The 16,291-nt window shown below is 39.8% G+C and carries 14 protein-coding genes and 1 other RNA gene; 9 read left to right on the forward strand and 6 right to left on the reverse strand.

Annotation, left to right across the window (positions count from 1 at the left end; genetic code table 11):
* Positions 1–48: 48 nt before the first annotated feature.
* A complete protein-coding gene (pflB, locus tag MKX55_RS00090; RefSeq protein ID WP_339235285.1) occupies positions 49–2,304 on the reverse strand; it encodes a formate C-acetyltransferase in 2,256 nt (751 codons plus the stop codon).
* Between the two features lie 295 nt (positions 2,305–2,599).
* Here pflB and MKX55_RS00095 point away from each other — a divergent pair, with 295 nt between their 5' ends.
* Positions 2,600–3,517: a DMT family transporter gene (locus tag MKX55_RS00095; protein WP_339181252.1), complete on the forward strand. Its 918-nt coding sequence runs from the start codon at positions 2,600–2,602 to the stop codon at positions 3,515–3,517.
* 105 nt (positions 3,518–3,622) lie between these two features.
* Here MKX55_RS00095 and MKX55_RS00100 read toward each other — a convergent pair whose 3' ends face one another.
* Positions 3,623–4,090, reverse strand: a complete 468-nt coding sequence (locus MKX55_RS00100) for an ImmA/IrrE family metallo-endopeptidase (RefSeq protein ID WP_339235288.1) — start codon at positions 4,088–4,090, stop codon at positions 3,623–3,625.
* A gap of 106 nt (positions 4,091–4,196) precedes the next feature.
* Complete coding sequence (locus tag MKX55_RS00105; protein WP_339181257.1) at positions 4,197–4,571, reverse strand: helix-turn-helix transcriptional regulator; 375 nt, start codon at positions 4,569–4,571, stop codon at positions 4,197–4,199.
* Positions 4,572–4,726: 155 nt separating this feature from the next.
* On the opposite strand from MKX55_RS00105, the gene MKX55_RS00110 reads away from it, so the two are divergent.
* From MKX55_RS00110 to MKX55_RS00125, 4 genes are all read left to right on the forward strand, one after another.
* Positions 4,727–4,960 carry a helix-turn-helix transcriptional regulator gene (locus tag MKX55_RS00110; protein WP_042528610.1) on the forward strand — a complete coding sequence of 78 codons (234 nt, stop codon included), beginning with the start codon at positions 4,727–4,729 and terminating at the stop codon, positions 4,958–4,960.
* A gap of 540 nt (positions 4,961–5,500) precedes the next feature.
* Complete coding sequence (locus tag MKX55_RS00115; protein WP_339235290.1) at positions 5,501–6,742, forward strand: dicarboxylate/amino acid:cation symporter; 1,242 nt, start codon at positions 5,501–5,503, stop codon at positions 6,740–6,742.
* Positions 6,743–7,095: 353 nt separating this feature from the next.
* Positions 7,096–8,811 (forward strand): acetate--CoA ligase, encoded by a 1,716-nt coding sequence (acsA, locus tag MKX55_RS00120; RefSeq protein ID WP_339235293.1) that lies wholly within the window; start codon positions 7,096–7,098, stop codon positions 8,809–8,811.
* Positions 8,812–9,425: 614 nt separating this feature from the next.
* Positions 9,426–9,941, forward strand: a complete 516-nt coding sequence (locus MKX55_RS00125) for a type 1 glutamine amidotransferase domain-containing protein (protein ID WP_339235295.1) — start codon at positions 9,426–9,428, stop codon at positions 9,939–9,941.
* Between the two features lie 79 nt (positions 9,942–10,020).
* Here the strand turns inward: MKX55_RS00125 and MKX55_RS00130 are convergent, their stop codons facing one another.
* Together MKX55_RS00130 and MKX55_RS00135 are read right to left on the reverse strand one after the other, a co-directional pair.
* Complete coding sequence (locus tag MKX55_RS00130; RefSeq protein WP_339235297.1) at positions 10,021–11,313, reverse strand: glycoside hydrolase family 18 protein; 1,293 nt, start codon at positions 11,311–11,313, stop codon at positions 10,021–10,023.
* A gap of 60 nt (positions 11,314–11,373) precedes the next feature.
* Positions 11,374–11,901, reverse strand: a complete 528-nt coding sequence (locus MKX55_RS00135) for an isochorismatase family cysteine hydrolase (RefSeq protein WP_289585123.1) — start codon at positions 11,899–11,901, stop codon at positions 11,374–11,376.
* Between the two features lie 90 nt (positions 11,902–11,991).
* On the opposite strand from MKX55_RS00135, the gene tadA reads away from it, so the two are divergent.
* The 3 genes from tadA (at position 11,992) to MKX55_RS00150 (ending at position 13,991) form a co-directional block, all read left to right on the forward strand.
* Positions 11,992–12,495 (forward strand): tRNA adenosine(34) deaminase TadA, encoded by a 504-nt coding sequence (gene tadA / locus MKX55_RS00140; protein ID WP_339235299.1) that lies wholly within the window; start codon positions 11,992–11,994, stop codon positions 12,493–12,495.
* Positions 12,496–12,560: 65 nt separating this feature from the next.
* Positions 12,561–12,826: signal recognition particle sRNA large type (gene ffs / locus MKX55_RS00145), an RNA gene on the forward strand.
* 136 nt (positions 12,827–12,962) lie between these two features.
* Positions 12,963–13,991, forward strand: coding sequence for an NADH:flavin oxidoreductase/NADH oxidase (locus MKX55_RS00150; protein WP_339235301.1), 1,029 nt, complete (start codon positions 12,963–12,965; stop codon positions 13,989–13,991).
* A gap of 240 nt (positions 13,992–14,231) precedes the next feature.
* Here MKX55_RS00150 and MKX55_RS00155 read toward each other — a convergent pair whose 3' ends face one another.
* Positions 14,232–14,321, reverse strand: coding sequence for a putative holin-like toxin (locus MKX55_RS00155; protein WP_226894862.1), 90 nt, complete (start codon positions 14,319–14,321; stop codon positions 14,232–14,234).
* A gap of 257 nt (positions 14,322–14,578) precedes the next feature.
* Here MKX55_RS00155 and dnaX point away from each other — a divergent pair, with 257 nt between their 5' ends.
* Positions 14,579–16,288, forward strand: coding sequence for a DNA polymerase III subunit gamma/tau (dnaX, locus tag MKX55_RS00160; protein WP_339235304.1), 1,710 nt, complete (start codon positions 14,579–14,581; stop codon positions 16,286–16,288).
* Positions 16,289–16,291 lie beyond the last annotated feature (3 nt).

A 16,291-nucleotide genomic window follows, 5' to 3' on the forward strand; every position in this document is an offset into this window, starting at 1 on the left:
CTCAAGTTATTTAATGAGCGCTTGATATTCACTTCTTACAGAATGGCCTTACAAGCTTTCATGGAAGGTCCGGTTAATGACATCGATTTGCTGTTCTCTTGTCAGCTTAATAAAGTTTACTGCGTATCCAGAGACGCGGATGGTCAGCTGCGGGTATTCTTCCGGATGCTCCATTGCATCTAATAAGGTTTCCCGGTCAAAGACATTGATGTTTAGGTGATGTCCTTTTTTTGCTGCGTAGCCATCGAGGATACCGGCTAAGTTTGTTTTTCTTGTTTCTTCATCTTTTCCTAACGCTTTTGGTACGATGGAGAAGGTGTTAGAGATACCATCCAGTGCGTATTTATATGGCAATTTAGCAACGGAGCTTAAAGAAGCTAATGAGCCATTTTTATCGCGTCCGTGTAATGGGTTTGCTCCTGGTGCAAAAGGTTCTCCAGCTTTTCGTCCATCTGGTGTATTTCCTGTTTTCTTCCCGTAAACCACATTGGAAGTAATCGTCAGGATAGACTGTGTTGGTGTAGCATTGCGATACATATGATGTTTCTTAATTTTATTCATAAAGTCTTTTACGAGATTCACAGCGATTTCATCTGCGCGATCATCGTTATTGCCGTATTTCGGATAGTCGCCTTCTATTTCATAATCAACGACAAGTCCGTCTTCATCACGAATCGTTTTTACCTTCGCATATTTAATGGCGCTTAAGGAATCGACAATCACGGATAGTCCTGCTACACCGCAAGCCATGGTCCGTAATACTTCCCGGTCATGCAGCGCCATTTCCAGACGCTCATAGCTGTATTTATCATGCATATAATGGATAATGTTTAATGCGTTGACATATAAACCAGATAACCAATCTAGGAGGTTATCATATTTCTCCGTTACTTCGTCGTAATCAAGATATTCTGAGGTGATTGGTGCATAGTTTGGAGCTACCTGCATTTTTAGATTTTCATCTACACCGCCATTGATTGCATATAGAAGTGCTTTGGCCAGGTTTGCCCGTGCACCGAAGAACTGCATTTGTTTACCGATACGCATTGCAGATACACAGCAGGCAATTCCATAATCATCTCCGTAAGTCGGGCGCATGATATCATCGTTTTCGTATTGAATTGAGCTTGATTTAATGGACATCTTCGCACAATATTTTTTATAGTTTTCCGGCAGTTTGGCAGACCAAAGTACGGTTAAGTTTGGCTCTGGCGCCGGTCCTAAGTTATCTAATGTGTGCAGAAAACGATATGAGCTCTTTGTTACAAGCGGACGTCCATCTTCCGCTATTCCTGCCAATGATTCTGTTACCCAAGTTGGGTCTCCACTAAATAATTCGTTATAATCTGGTGTTCTTGCGAATTTTACGAGACGCAGCTTCATTACAAAATGATCGACAAGTTCTTGCGCTTCTTCCTCTGTCATAACCCCATTTTCAATATCTCTCTCTATATAAATATCTAAGAATGTAGAAACACGGCCAAGACTCATAGCAGCCCCGTTTTGCTCTTTAATGGCAGCTAAATAGGCTAAATAGAGCCATTGGAAGGCTTCCTGTGCAGTTGTTGCTGGCTTGGAAATGTCAAATTCATATTTTTCTCCGAGCTTTTTCAAATCCATTAAGGAACGAATCTGTTCCGAGGTTTCTTCCCGGTCGCGGATAACATCATCCGTCATCGTTCCGTTACCAATCAGCTGCAGGTCTTTTTTCTTTTCTTCAATTAAACGGTCTACTCCATACAGGGCAACACGGCGGTAATCTCCGATAATACGTCCGCGGCCATATGCATCTGGAAGCCCGGTGATGATTCCTGCTTTTCTTGCTTTTAAGATTTCGGGTGTATAGGCATCAAAGACGCCTTGGTTATGCGTTTTCCGGTGTTCTGTAAAGGTATGGACTACGTCATCATCTACTTTGTAGCCATAGGATTCTGCAGCAGCTACGGCCATACGGATACCTCCAAATGGCATTAAAGCACGTTTGAAAGGCTCATCTGTTTGCACGCCGACGATTTTTTCCAAGGGCTTATTTAAATAACCAGCGCCATGAGAGGTGATTGTGGATACAATTTTGGTATCTAAATCATATACGCCGCCATTTTCCCGTTCTTCTTTGGTCAATTGCATGACTTGCTCCCACAGATCTTTGGTTGCCTGGGTTGCACCTGTTAAGAAGGATTCATTTCCTTCATATAAATGATAATTCTGTAAAATAAAATCACGAACATCAATTTCTTTCTGCCAGTTACCATCAACGAAACCATCCCAAGGGACTCTTTTTACCATTTCATCTGCTACTTTCATAACAAAAACCCTCCTCTTAATTAATTGTGAATAAATTCACAATAACCTCTATTTTTATTATAACGGTTTCAGAAAATAAAACAAGTGAAATACTTCACAAATAAAGGAAGTTCTTAAAATGTTCAAATTTAAAGCTTGGGAAATAAGTGGATTTTATAAAATAGTAACATTCGTTCCAAGCCTTTTTTAATAAATACCTGGTTTTGGATTGGGGGGACGGAGCAAGTGTATTGTTTTCTGCTATATATTTGCTTAAAATAAATACATTACGGTTTTTAGAAGGAAGGTTTCTTTTTTGTATGTAATAATTGTTCTGGGAATAATTGCAGGAATGATGATTCCGCTGCAGACAGCAGTAAATAATCGGCTGACTTTGTTTACTAAAGCGGTGTTGCCGACCTCCTTTTATTCCTTTTTATCTGGAAGTATTATTTTATTCTTCATTAATCTTATGATAGACCCTGGCAAATTTACAGTATCATTTTTTGCAGATCAATCCTTTTCTTATGTCTGGTTTACCGGCGGTGTGCTTGGAGTAATTTTTCTTACAGGGAATATTATTTTACTGCCCAAAATTGGTGCAGCATTAACGGTTATTGTTACCGTAACAGGACAGATGGTGATTGGTATTTTGATCGATACCTTTGGCTGGTTCGGTGCAGAGGTAAAGCCGTTGCATTTTATGCATATCGTTGGTGTTCTTCTCTTAATTGCCGGAATTGTATATATGAATGCGAAAAAAAATCCCGGCGTTTCGCAGACTCATTCCCGTTTGTGGGTACTGTTCGGGATATGTACAGGAATGATGCCGCCGCTGCAGACAGCAATCAATAGCGCCTTGCGTTATGAAGTAGATTCCTTTATTTATGCTGCTTTTATTTCATTTATTGTAGGAACCGCTGTGTTATTTATTCTGTCGATGATGGTGAATAAAGGAGTAAAGTTAACACGTATTTCTGGAGATTTTAAATTAAAGCCTTGGCATTTTGCCGGGGGTGCACTCGGCGCAGCATATATCGCATCAAATATCAGTTTAATGCCTTATCTGGGTGTTACATTAACGATGATGGCTGCTATTTTAGGACAAATTATCATGGGGCTGTTAATTGATCACTTTGGGCTGTTTAACTTGCCGAAATATTTAATTAATCAAAGAAGGATTATCGCTGTTATTATGATTATCAGTGGAATAATCGTACTAAATTTCTTTTAAGAGGATATTCAAAAATTCCTTTTCATTGTCCTTTTTGTACATGTTGTATTTTAAGTTCGCAGACCTTGTTTCTTGCCTGTGGGAAAGAAAACAAGGTCTATTTTTTTACCCTGTGAGATAGGAAGCGGGTTTTTCATACAGAGAAAAATGGTTATTATGGTACATCTCCAGTCTGTGCAGTGCAAAGGAAAATTCCACCGGAAAATGCTGCAGGATATCATAAACATTTTCGATTTGAAGCTGATCCAGCATAAATGTCGGGATACAAAAATGATATGCAAAATGATTGGCTTGATTTTCTTGCAGGTCGACAAAAAGGGAATGCATAAAACGCTGATCTCCTTCATGGAAAAAATAATGGCATAATTCATGCCCAAAGCATTGCCATATATTTTGCCGGGAAGTATTTGGAAGTACGATATAGTTATCTATCCGCATACTGACAGATGCTGCATAAATAATTTCAATATTTAAAGCTTGTGCAATAGAAGAAATGGAGAGCTCTGCCGGAGTCTGGATATTCAACTGCTTGTATAATGCTTCGACAAACTTTTCTACATCTGAATAGTACATTTGATTTCCCACCTTCAATAAGAATATAAGTTCGGTTTGAAGTGCTAAAAATAAGGTGCAGCAAGTACACCTGTTTTTATATTGCTTATGGAAGTATAAATTAGCATTAGTCATTTTGATTGGCGTTATCGTTATTTGTTTTCTTTCTGTATAAAATATATTGTATCACATTTAAAGCTTCTTCTTTCTCATCTTCTGTCATTCGTTTCCAATTATGGAACATCAATGTATCTTGCTCTGACATCGGCTCCGGCCGGGAAGTATCTTTTGTTGAGGAAGACATAGATTTACCTAAAAGCCAATCTACGGAAACACCATATAAATTAGCCATTTTATGTAACGTGTCTGTGTCCGGATCACGATATTCTCTTTCATAACCAGATAAAGTACCATTTGAAATACCTAAAAGTTTCGAAGCTTCAATTTGTTTTAATCCAGCTTTTTCTCGTGCTTCTCTTAATCTTTGGGAAAGAATTTTCATAGTATCCACCTCAATATAGAGATAATACCATTTTTAATAAAAACAATAATATTTTTAAGCGAAATGCAAATTTTATTGTTTTCGTATATTGACTTATGCAAAACGCTTAATTATAATTTAAAGTATAAAAACCAAAAGATGGATGGGGTGATTTAGTGGAAATACATGAGAAAATCGAATTTATCAGACAGCAAAAACAAATAACGAAGACACAAATTGCAAAAAAATGCTCTAAAACTCCTGCCTGGTATACCAATATTTCCAAGGGAAAAACAAAGATAGATGTAGATACCCTGGAAAGAATAGCAGATGCATTAGAAATTGATGTAAAAATGTTATTTGATAAGGAGTTAAATGATGCATTAAATAAATGCAAAGAGCTTTTATAAACGAAAATAAAAAAGGAAGAGATTTTATACACCCTAGACAAAAACGATACCTCGAAGAGCTTGAATAATATGAATATCATAAAGCGCCGCATAGCTATCCCCTCAAAGAAAAATCTCTCAATCGAAATGTATTTTATCCTGTTATAATACGTAATTCGGGTTCTATCTCCTCATTCATTAAGGAGGTAGTTTTTTATTGGATCAAAAAATACGTTTTATCAAATAAAAATAAGGGTAAAGTCTTTGAAATCTTTAAGGGTCATGGAATATAATGACATGAAAAAATACTATTCAAGTACCTAACAATTATGGTAGAATTTATCATACTTGCCCTACAAATAAAAAAAATCCCTGTAAAATGCAGTCGCCTCAACTGCAAAGAAAGAAAATCTAATAAATCTATGTTTATATCCAATGAAAGCTAAGAGTTTATCAAGAGTAAATAATGACTAGTCTTAAGTAAGATGAGAATCTCTATAAATTTTTGTTTTTCAGATGGATATTTTTTTACCTGCGAACATAGTGAAAGGAAGAAGGTATATGGATTCTAAAAAATTAACGAGAAGAATATTAATTGCTTTAATTGCTGGTGCAGTTGTTGGTATAGCTCTGACTTATACACCTGAAAGTTTTTTTGGTCCTCTCGACAAATATGTATTAGACCCGGTTGGTCAAATATTTATTAATCTTATTATGATGTTAGTCGTTCCTCTCGTATTTGTATCTATTGTTTTAGGGACAGCAGGTCTTGGTGATCCAGCAAAACTAGGTAAAATTGGTGTTTTCACAGTTACTTTTTTCTTAACAACTACTGCGATTGCTATCAGCGTAGGTTTAGTATTAGCTTATATAGTTAAGCCAGGAACAACAGGAATATTTGATACATCTAATCTTGATGGTTATTCACCAGGAGAAGCGCCGCCAATTATGGAGACGATTATTAATATCATTCCTGAGAATCCGATAGCGGCAATGTCTTCAGGAGAAATGCTGCAAATCATCGCCTTCGCTATTTTTATAGGAATCGCGCTGGCGTATTTAAGTGATAAAACAAAAGGAATATATAATTTATTTGAACAAGCAAATGAAATTTTAAATTGGCTCGTTATGTTAGTTATGCGATTTGCTCCATACGGTGCTTTTGCATTAATTGCCTCAGCAATCGGCGGCGCCGGGCTGAATGCACTTGGTTCAATGTTGAGCTATATGTTAACTGTTATTGGGGGATTGTTTCTGCATGCTTTAATTATTTATTCCCTGGCTATCTGGCTATTGGGACGCGGGAACCCAATTCAATTCTTTAAAGGATTTTTCCCTGCAATGACAGTAGCGTTCAGTACGTCCAGTTCCAATGCAGCTCTTCCTGTAGCAATGAAAACAGCGCAGGAAAATCTGGGGATTAGGAAAGAAATTAGCAGTTTCGTACAGCCGCTTGGAGCCACTATTAATATGGATGGTACAGCAATTATGCAGGCTGTAGCTACTGTGTTTATTTCACAGGTATATGACTTACCGCTTACCTTTACAGAGCTTTTAATGGTCGTACTTGTAGCTACTCTGGCAAGTGTGGGTACTGCAGGTGTTCCGGGTGTTGGCTTAATCATGCTGGCAATGGTTCTGAATCAGGTTGGTTTACCTGTTGAGGGAATTGCATTAATTATTGGTATTGACCGTATTCTGGATATGTTAAGAACCGCTCTGAATACTTCTGGAGATGCGGCATGTGCATATATTTTATCTGAGCGGGAAAGACGAAAAGAGAAAAAAGCACAGAAAGCATAAATCATTTAAAAACAGAGAAATACGAACCCATTTTGTATTCTAACGAGAGAATATTGATAATGGTTCGGATTTCTCTGTTTGGTATGTTTTTTGATTCTATAGGGTCTGAAGTTAATTAACAGATAATCTGTGCATGTTCTCTACTTAATTATTTTCTATCCTGATAAATTGCTGTAAACCATGGGCTAGCAGGTATCCATTATAGGAATATCTCCTTTATTTTGTAAAATTAGAAACAAACTCTTTAAAAATGTCACAGAATGTTCTAAAATAGAAATAGTTAACAAAATATTTTAACCCTTTTTTTAATTCTATTTGTAATCGTTTCCAATTAAGATGAATGAGGTGATTAGATGGATATGCAAGCAATACCGGCACGTGAAGGCAATCATAATTTAAAAAACTACGAGGATTTTCGAAAAACATTTTCTTGGGAAAGTGTGGAGAAGAACTTTTCCTGGTATGAAACAGGAAAAGTGAATATGGCCTATGAAGCAATTGATAGACATGCTGATAATCCGGATAAGAAGAATAAAATCGCATTACTATATTCAGATCCCAATCGAGAAGAAAAAGTCAGCTTTGAGCAACTTCGTCTCCAAAGTAACCAATTCGCAAATGTATTGAAAAAATACGATGTGCAAAAGGGAGATCGTGTTTTTCTTTTTATGCCGAGAAGTCCGGAGTTCTATCAAGCATTTTTCGGTATTTTAAAAATCGGAGCAATTGCAGGGCCGCTGTTTGAGGCATTTATGGAGCAGGCGGTCGGTGACCGCTTAGAGAATAGTGAGGCACGTGTATTAGTAACAACTCCTGATTTACTCTATCGTATCCCGCAGGATAGACTGCCAAATTTAGAAAAAATCGTGTTAGTGGGTGCGCATGAGGAAGAAGGAAACCAGTATATTGACTTCGATTCCGAAATGAATGAGGCATCCACAGATTTTGATATTGTTTGGGTGGATAGAGAAGATGGCATGCTGCTACATTATACATCTGGTTCCACTGGGAAACCAAAAGGCATTCTGCATGTGCATAATGCTATGATTCAGCATTACGCTACAGGAGAATGGGTATTAGATTTAGAAGAGGATGATATCTACTGGTGTACAGCAGACCCGGGCTGGGTTACAGGAACAAGCTATGGTATTTTTGCGCCTTGGCTGCATGGAGTGACAAATGTGATTCGCGGCGGACGTTTTTCTCCAGATGATTGGTATAAAACGTTGCAGGATAATCATGTTACCGTATGGTATACTGCACCAACAGCTTTACGGATGCTTGTAAGTCATGGCGAAGAGAAGGTCAGAGAATATGACCTGTCTGCGCTGCGTCATATTTTGAGTGTAGGAGAACCATTAAACCCGGAAGTAATTACATGGGGATTAAAAGCATTTGATTTACGTATTCATGATACGTGGTGGATGACAGAGACAGGTGCACAGGTGATTGTAAACATCCCGTCACTGGAAATCAGACCTGGTTCCATGGGGAAACCAATCCCTGGAGTAGAGGCGTCCATTGTCGATAATGAAGGAAATGAAATCCCTCCAAATCAAATGGGTAATTTAGCAATCAAAGCGGGATGGCCGGCCATGATGCGCGAGGTTTGGAACAATAAAGGAAAATATGAGAGTTATTTTATTAATGGATGGTATGTCTCCGGAGATAGTGCATATCGTGATGAAGATGGATATTTCTGGTTCCAGGGGCGTTTGGATGATGTTATCAATACATCTGGAGAACGGGTCGGACCATTTGAGGTCGAGAGCAAGCTGATTGAACATCCGGCTGTTGCAGAGGCGGGAGTTATCGGTAAGCCGGATCCAGAGCGCGGAGAAATTATTAAAGCATTTATTACCTTGAACCCGGGCCATGAAAAAAGTGATGAGCTGCTGGAAGAAATCCGTCAATTTATTAAAAAAGAATTAAGTGCACACGCTGCACCAAGAGAAATTGAAGTAAAAGACTCTATCCCTAAAACACGAAGCGGTAAAATCATGCGCCGTCTGTTAAAATCATGGGAATTAGGGCTGCCGACAGGAGATACTTCGACGTTAGAGGAGTAATCCGTCTATTGTAAAAAGGCAGGAAATATTTTATAAAATGAACATAGTGGCTTCTCATTTGTATCGTTAAATGAGAAGCCACTATTTTTACGTACAAATGAAATTGAAGCGAAAATATAAAAGAATAGACGGATAGCAATTCATACAAAAAGCATCATGCAGCATACTAAATAACTCAACTTTAACACCTAAGAATAAGCATATATATCTTGCTATTTCAAGATGCACATGTTCTCCATTATCATGCTTGCTTTTTGGTTAAATATCCGGCCTTTTAGGAATTGGTAAAGGTGTATAGCTCCTGCAACCAACCACTCCGCTTTCCGGCGTCCTGGGACTGCGATTACTCGTTCCATCGAAAACATTTGTACGTCGGAAAGCAAAATGGTCCGCCGCAGCGGTGCTTTACTCTTCAACTTCTATTATTTATCGAGGGAGTTATCCAAGGTACGGTCAACTCCTGTTTCTATAGAAATGAAGTTACTTTTTAATGTGCGAAAAGTTGAGTAAATAAAGAAACAATACACTCCTAAAAAATATCATTTCGTATGTTTGAAATAAATTTTACTTGGGAAGATATAGGATGTAACCAATATTAAAGGAGTGAATAATTCATGGGTAAAAAAATTGCAACAGTTATTACAGACTTATTTGAAGACGTAGAGTATACAGACCCTAAAAAAGCATTGGAAGAAGCTGGTCATGAGCTGGTTACGATTGAAAAAGAACAAGGCAATACCGTAACAGGCAAATCAGAAGATACAAAAGTAACTATCGATAAAGGTATTGATGACGTAAAACCAGAAGACTTTGATGCATTATTTATTCCTGGCGGTTTCTCTCCAGACATGCTTCGTGCAGATGACCGCTTCGTTGCATTTGCAAAACATTTTATGGATGAGAAGAAACCAGTTATGGCCATTTGTCATGGACCGCAGCTTCTTATCACTGCAAAAACACTTGATGGACGTGGAGCAACAGGCTTTAAATCAATCCAAGTTGATTTAGAAAATGCAGGTGCGAAATTCCAGGATAAAGAAGTTGTCGTTTGTCAAAATCAATTAGTAACAAGCCGTACACCAGATGATATTCCAGCGTTTAATCGTGAGTCTGTGAAAGTGCTTGGTTAAATTAAAAAGTATAATTAAAAATAAAGAAGAGTGCTTTGAAACCAATTTCAAAGCACTCTTCTTTATGTACATATTTTGCTTATTCCTCTAATTTTCGAATATCAAATTCATTATTTAAAAGCAGCCAGTTTTGCGGGAAGGACAGTCCTAATTTCCAATAAGAAATGCCTAAAAGCTGAAATTCACGGATTAAATCAAATTTAGCCTGGATCGAACGGGCATCCTCAAACCAAACCTCGTGCTCCTGTCCGGAGGCGTCTGCATACATAAAATAGGGTGCTTGGGCTGTGGTATCATATTGAATCGCAACATTATTCTCCCAGGCAATTTGAAAGGCCTGCTGCGGACTGATAGCCCGTGCCGCTTCTCCTCCTTCTACAAAAGGAAGCGTCCAATCATATCCATATAAATTCTGACCGAGTAAAATTTTCTCTGATGGAATTTCAGAGACAGCATATTCCACCACATCGCGGACGGAGTTGAGAGGTGAAATAGCCATCGGTGGACCGTAGCTGTAGCCCCATTCATAAGTCATCAACACAACAAAATCAACAATCTCTCCGTGGGCGCGGTAATCATGTGCTTCATACCATTGCCCTGTCTGCTCTGCGCTCGTTTTTGGAGCAAGCGCTGTTGAAATCAGCAGCCCAGCTTGGGAAAGGCGGTCCTTTGCGGTACGCAAAAAGGTATTATAAGCCTCCCTATCATCTGATGGAAGAAATTCAAAATCAAAATGTACATCACGAAAGCCTTGTTCTGTTGCGATATTAATAATCTCATCTAATAACCGGTTTTGGACAGCCTGCACCGTTAAAATAATATGCCCGACCTCCGAGCTGAAGGCTCCTTCTTCTAAATTGGTAATGGCCATCGCAATGGAGGCGCCGTTTGCTCGTGCGGAGGTGATAAGATTCCCTGTTGGCGGAGCTGTCAGTGTACCATCCCGATTAGCGCGGTAGCTAAATAAAGTGAGATACGTTAAAAAAGGCGAATACGTGCTTGCTGCTGTTTCTAATGTCTGGGAAACCTCCTCTCCCATTGGTTCGACATAGGCATTGGAAGTAATCGGTTCTTTTGGAGCAGGCGGGATGTATAGGCGAAGTCCAGGATAAATAATCTGATTTGCATTTAATCCGTTAATTGTTGCTAATTCCTCCACAGGGATGTTAAATTGAGCCGCCACGGAAGAAAGTGTATCACCAGACTGCACAAAATAAAACTCTCCGACAATGGGAATGACAAGTGCTTGCCCGATAACTAATTGGTCAGGTGCATTTAGTTCATTCGCATTGACAATATCTTGAACGGAGGAACCGTATGTATCTGCAATTTGCTCCAGCGTATTTCCTTGTTCAACGACGTATATTTGCAAACTAATAACCCCCTTCAGAGTGCTTCTTACTCACTATATGAAGGGGGAGAAAGTAATATGCTAAATTGCTGTAATATCTGCATCCATGACCGATTCCATTAAATAAAGCGCATAGTTATTATTATCCACTCCCTCGGAGGCGAGGCAGTTTTTAGGAATGGAAAGGCTGAATTTATACATATAGGCATCCTTTGCCGTAAACAGAATACAAATATCGCCGGCGATCCCTGCCAAAATAAGATGTGTTCGTTTTAAATCTGTTAAAAGAGCGTGTAAGGGTGCTTGAAAAAAGGCGGAGTGTTGTGGTTTAATTAGGAAATAATCGTCATCATCCGGTTTGATTTTTTCAATGATGTTCTCACTCTTTTCATTTTTACAATATTTGATAATCTCCCGGAAATCTGCTTGCCATAAGCCATAATGATCGTTAACGTAGATAATAGGTATCGACTTTTCTTTGGCGAAGTGACGCAAATTAATTAAATTTGGGAGAATCTCTTCTGTATTTGCAAGAAGGTTGTCACCGCCGTCAAATTTAAAATCATTGATTAAGTCGACAAAAACAAGTGCTGTGTTCTCTGGTGTTATATTCATGAGCTTCTCCTTTTTAAAGAAATCAGTTAATATAGTATTCCCGCTAAACAATTATTAAAACGAGAATAAAGTGATGTGATAAAAATGACAGAAGAAATATCTGTAAGCCAGGACGAAAAGTATATGGCAGCTGCTCTGCAGGAGGCACGCAGAGCTTGGATGTTAAACGAAGTCCCCATTGGCGCAGTGGTCGTGAAGGACGGAGAAATTATCGGCAGAGGCTTTAATTTGCGTGAATCCATGCAAACTACCCTAACTCATGCAGAGCTTCTTGCTATTCAGGATGCCAATCAAAAAGTCGGCAGCTGGAGATTAGAGGATTGCACCCTATACGTTACATTAGAGCCATGTCCTATGTGCGCCGGAGCAATTGTTCAATCACGAGTAAAGCGTGTAGTCTATGGAGCAAGTGACCCGAAAGCAGGCTGTGCGGGAACCTTAATGAATTTATTGGAGGAACCGCGGTTTAACCATCAGGTCGAGGTGAAATCTGGTGTGCTTGAACCACAATGCAGTACGGTTTTAAAGAATTTTTTTAAAGAGCTGCGTCAAAAGAAGAATGAAAAGGGTGCTGAGGCGGGAGAATAGAGCCGGCACTGGAAAAGATACTTTTTTCATTGCATTTTTAGGACGAGGAAGCTATAATAATAAATACGTGCTAAGCGGGGAGGTAGCGGTGCCCTGTACTCGCAATCCGCTATAGCGAGGCCGAATTCCTGCTCGAGGTGGGATGACTGTATGGTCAGACGTAAGGAATTGGTGTTGACGTCCGGGTCCTGCGCAACAGGAACCCATGAACCCTGTCAGGTCCGGAAGGAAGCAGCAGTAAGTGGTCATTCTTGTGTGCCGCAGGGAAACCTGGGCTGAGCCATGAACTTACGTAGCGCATATGGTCACTCCATCGAAAGCAGGTGCACGTTACATATGAAAGAAAAGAACTGTGAATGCAGTTCTTTTTTTATGCAAAAATATAGCGGGATAAACAGATTATTTGCACTGAATCATAAGAAAGCATATGCTATGAATTACTTAAAATTTACAAGCGAGGTGTAAAAATGGCTCAATTAACACAACCTTTTACATTAAAAAATTTAACCTTGAAAAATAAAGTTGTCATGGCTCCAATGTGTCAGTATTCAGTAGATGCTAAGGACGGGATTCCAAACGATTGGCATTTTGTTCATTATACCTCCCGTGCAGTGGGCGGTGCCGGATTAATCTTAGTTGAAATGACAGATGTCGATCCGGATGGCCGGATTACAGATAACGATCTTGGTCTCTGGTCAGACGAACAAATTCCGGCTTATAAAAAAATAGTTGATGCCGTTCATAAGCAGGGTGCTAAAATCGGTATTCAGATTGCGCATGCCGGAAGAAAGGCTGAGGATGCGAACCCGCCCGTTGCTCCATCGGCAATTCCTGTTACAGAGGATGATAAAATGCCTCGTGCTTTAACGACAGATGAGGTCCGGGAAACGATTCAACAATTTCAGGATGCAGCAAAACGGGCAGTCGAAGCTGGTTTTGATACAATTGAATTGCATGGAGCACACGGTTATTTGATTCATCAGTTTCATTCTCCGTTAATTAATCAGAGAGAGGATGAGTATCAGGAGCTGTCCTTTTTTGGGGTACAAATTATCCGTGCTGTGAAAGATGTGATTCCTGCAGATATGCCGCTTCTGATGCGAATTTCAGCTGTAGAATACATGGATGGCGGCTATGATATAGACCATGCATTAGAAATTGCCAAAAAATATAAAGCGGCTGGTGTGGATATGTTCCATATTTCCAGCGGCGGAGAAGCACCTCCAGGAAAGCAAAAACCAGCCACCAATCCAGGCTATCAGCTTCCATTTGCACGCAGATTTAAAGAAGAGCTGGATATGCCGGTGATTGCTGTCGGCCTTTTAGAAGACCCGGAGCTGGCAGAGTCTGTTATCGGAAATGGCGATGCGGACCTGGTTGCGATTGGCCGCGGTATGCTGAAAGACCCTTATTGGGCCATTCGGGCAAGTGAACAGCTGGGGGATACGATGGATCCGGCAAGACAATATAAGCGTGCTTATCCGAAGAAGCAGTGATGAATGTAGACGGATAGAAGGATGATTCCTCGTACGAATTTCTTTTTACAGGTAAAATTGTACTAGAAACAAGGGATATGATATAATTTCTATAGCAAAGCATACGATATAAAAAAGGGCAGCATGCAACCATATGCTGCCCGGAAAATACACACAGTGATTTCTCTCCATCAGAGAGGGAAGGCTGTTTTAAGTGACAATGAAGCCACCCTGTTTGCCGGCAAGCGAAGGGTGGTTTTTTTACTTTTGGTCTTTATCATGAAATGAAAGAATGGCTATAATAAGCAAGCCAAAGCTGATCATTAAAGATAAGGCGTCAAAAGTAGCCATAGGCATCACCTCCTTTCATATAGGAGATGGTACCTTCCACCGTTTAACTTCTTACTGTGAGTATCTTAGTGTATTATATCATAACAGGAACATTAGTTCTATAATTTTAGACGAACCTTTTTATTCATCATAAAAAAATTAAATTCTAAGCTAATTTTTGCAAACATAAATTACTTCCAGATAATCATTTCTAAGGTTTTCATCCAAGCCTTTAATCGGGTATAATAAGAAGGAGACAAATAAGGGGAATCGAAATCATGAGTTATCAAGCTTTATACCGCGTCTGGCGACCAAGAACATTTGAAGATGTCGTAGGACAGCAGCATATCACGAGAACATTACAAAATGCTATTACCCAGGATAAATTCTCACATGCTTACTTATTCTCTGGCCCAAGAGGGACAGGGAAAACGAGTGCTGCAAAGATTTTTGCGCAAACGATTAATTGTGAGCATGCGCCTGTCAAAGAACCATGTAATGAATGTGCGGCATGTAAAGGGATTCAAGATGGCTCTATTTCGGATGTCATTGAAATTGATGCGGCATCGAATACAAGCGTCGATGATATTCGTGATATTCGGGATAAAGTAAAGTATGCACCGAGTGCTGTGCCTTATAAAGTGTATATTATTGATGAAGTGCATATGATATCTGTCAATGCATTTAATGCGCTCTTGAAAACGCTGGAAGAGCCGCCAAAACATGTTGTATTTATTCTGGCAACAACCGAACCGCATAAAATACCATTAACGATTATATCCCGTTGCCAGCGCTTTGATTTCAAACCGATTTCCAATCAGGCAATTGTGGAAAGAACGCAAAAAATCATGCAGGCAGAAAATATTTCTGTTACAGAGGAAGCCTTAGAGTCTGTGGCATTAGCAGCAGAAGGCGGAATGCGCGATGCACTGAGTATCCTGGACCAGGCTATTTCCTATAGCGAGGAGCAGGTAGAGTTAGAAGATGTGCTTGCTGTAACTGGCGGAGTATCTCAGGAGGTGCTCACCAATATCGTCCGTGCAATGATTCAGCAGGATGTGCAGACGGTGCTTCATGGATTGGACCAGATGATTCAGACAGGAAAAGATCCGGGAAAGTTTGTCCAGGATTTAATCTACTTTATGCGTGATTTACTTTTATATAAAACCTCGTCCGGTTTAGCTGATTTATTAGAACGGGCCGTAGCCAATGAAGCTTTTGAAGCATTATCGGAGCAGGTGGAGAACAGTTGGATTCAGCATGCAATTATTGAACTGAATCAATGCCAGCAGGAAATGAAATGGTCCAACAGTCCGAAAATCTTTATTGAGGTTGCACTGTTGTCCATTACAGACCAATTTGGAAAAACGCAAGGATCCGGACAGCTTCAGCCGGAAGCTGTGGAGCAATCAGCTGTTGTCGGGCAGCTTCAGCAGAAACTGCAGGCGATGGAGCGTGATATTGCAAAATTAAAAGAAGCTCCGCCCCAGCAGCAAGATGCTGGCGATACCGCTCCTGCACAGGAGAGACGCCGTCCCAGCTCGAGAAATTCACGAAACACTTATAAGATTCCATTTGACCGAATTCGTGATACACTAGGAAAGGCAGAGAAAAAAGAACTGAAAGATGTTCATGCACATTGGGCAAACTTCTTAAATCAGTTGAAAACAACGAATGCTCCGGCCCATGCGACGATTCAGGACAGCAAGCCTGCCGCGGCATCAGCCGATACCCTGATTGTTGCGTTTAAATATGAAATTCATTGTTCTTTATTCCTGGATCATCGGGAAATGGTAGAATCGATATTAGGCAATCTGGATAAACACCGCACGATTATTCCCATTCCAGAGAAAGAGTGGAATGACCTGCGCAGTGAGTATATTCAAAAGCAGGAAAAGCCGGATGAACCCAAGAAACCAGAAGGAGACCCGCTCGTAGATGAAGCGCGAAAGCTTTTTGGTGATGACCTTTTAGAAATTCATGATTAACAT

Origin of the sequence: Oceanobacillus sp. FSL W7-1281, from assembly GCF_037969835.1 — a bacterium.
Taxonomy (GTDB): domain Bacteria; phylum Bacillota; class Bacilli; order Bacillales; family Amphibacillaceae; genus Oceanobacillus; species Oceanobacillus oncorhynchi.

Bases quoted from the DNA above. Each gene is read 5' to 3' on its own strand.
- pflB (WP_339235285.1), bottom strand. From the start codon at position 2,304: ATGAAAGTAGCAGATGAAATGGTAAAAAGAGTCCCTTGGGATGGTTTC.
- MKX55_RS00100 (WP_339235288.1), bottom strand. From the start codon at position 4,090: ATGTACTATTCAGATGTAGAAAAGTTTGTCGAAGCATTATACAAGCAG.
- MKX55_RS00105 (WP_339181257.1), bottom strand. From the start codon at position 4,571: ATGAAAATTCTTTCCCAAAGATTAAGAGAAGCACGAGAAAAAGCTGGA.
- MKX55_RS00115 (WP_339235290.1), top strand. From the start codon at position 5,501: ATGGATTCTAAAAAATTAACGAGAAGAATATTAATTGCTTTAATTGCT.
- acsA (WP_339235293.1), top strand. From the start codon at position 7,096: ATGGATATGCAAGCAATACCGGCACGTGAAGGCAATCATAATTTAAAA.
- MKX55_RS00125 (WP_339235295.1), top strand. From the start codon at position 9,426: ATGGGTAAAAAAATTGCAACAGTTATTACAGACTTATTTGAAGACGTA.
- tadA (WP_339235299.1), top strand. From the start codon at position 11,992: ATGACAGAAGAAATATCTGTAAGCCAGGACGAAAAGTATATGGCAGCT.
- MKX55_RS00150 (WP_339235301.1), top strand. From the start codon at position 12,963: ATGGCTCAATTAACACAACCTTTTACATTAAAAAATTTAACCTTGAAA.
- MKX55_RS00155 (WP_226894862.1), bottom strand. From the start codon at position 14,321: ATGGCTACTTTTGACGCCTTATCTTTAATGATCAGCTTTGGCTTGCTT.
- dnaX (WP_339235304.1), top strand. From the start codon at position 14,579: ATGAGTTATCAAGCTTTATACCGCGTCTGGCGACCAAGAACATTTGAA.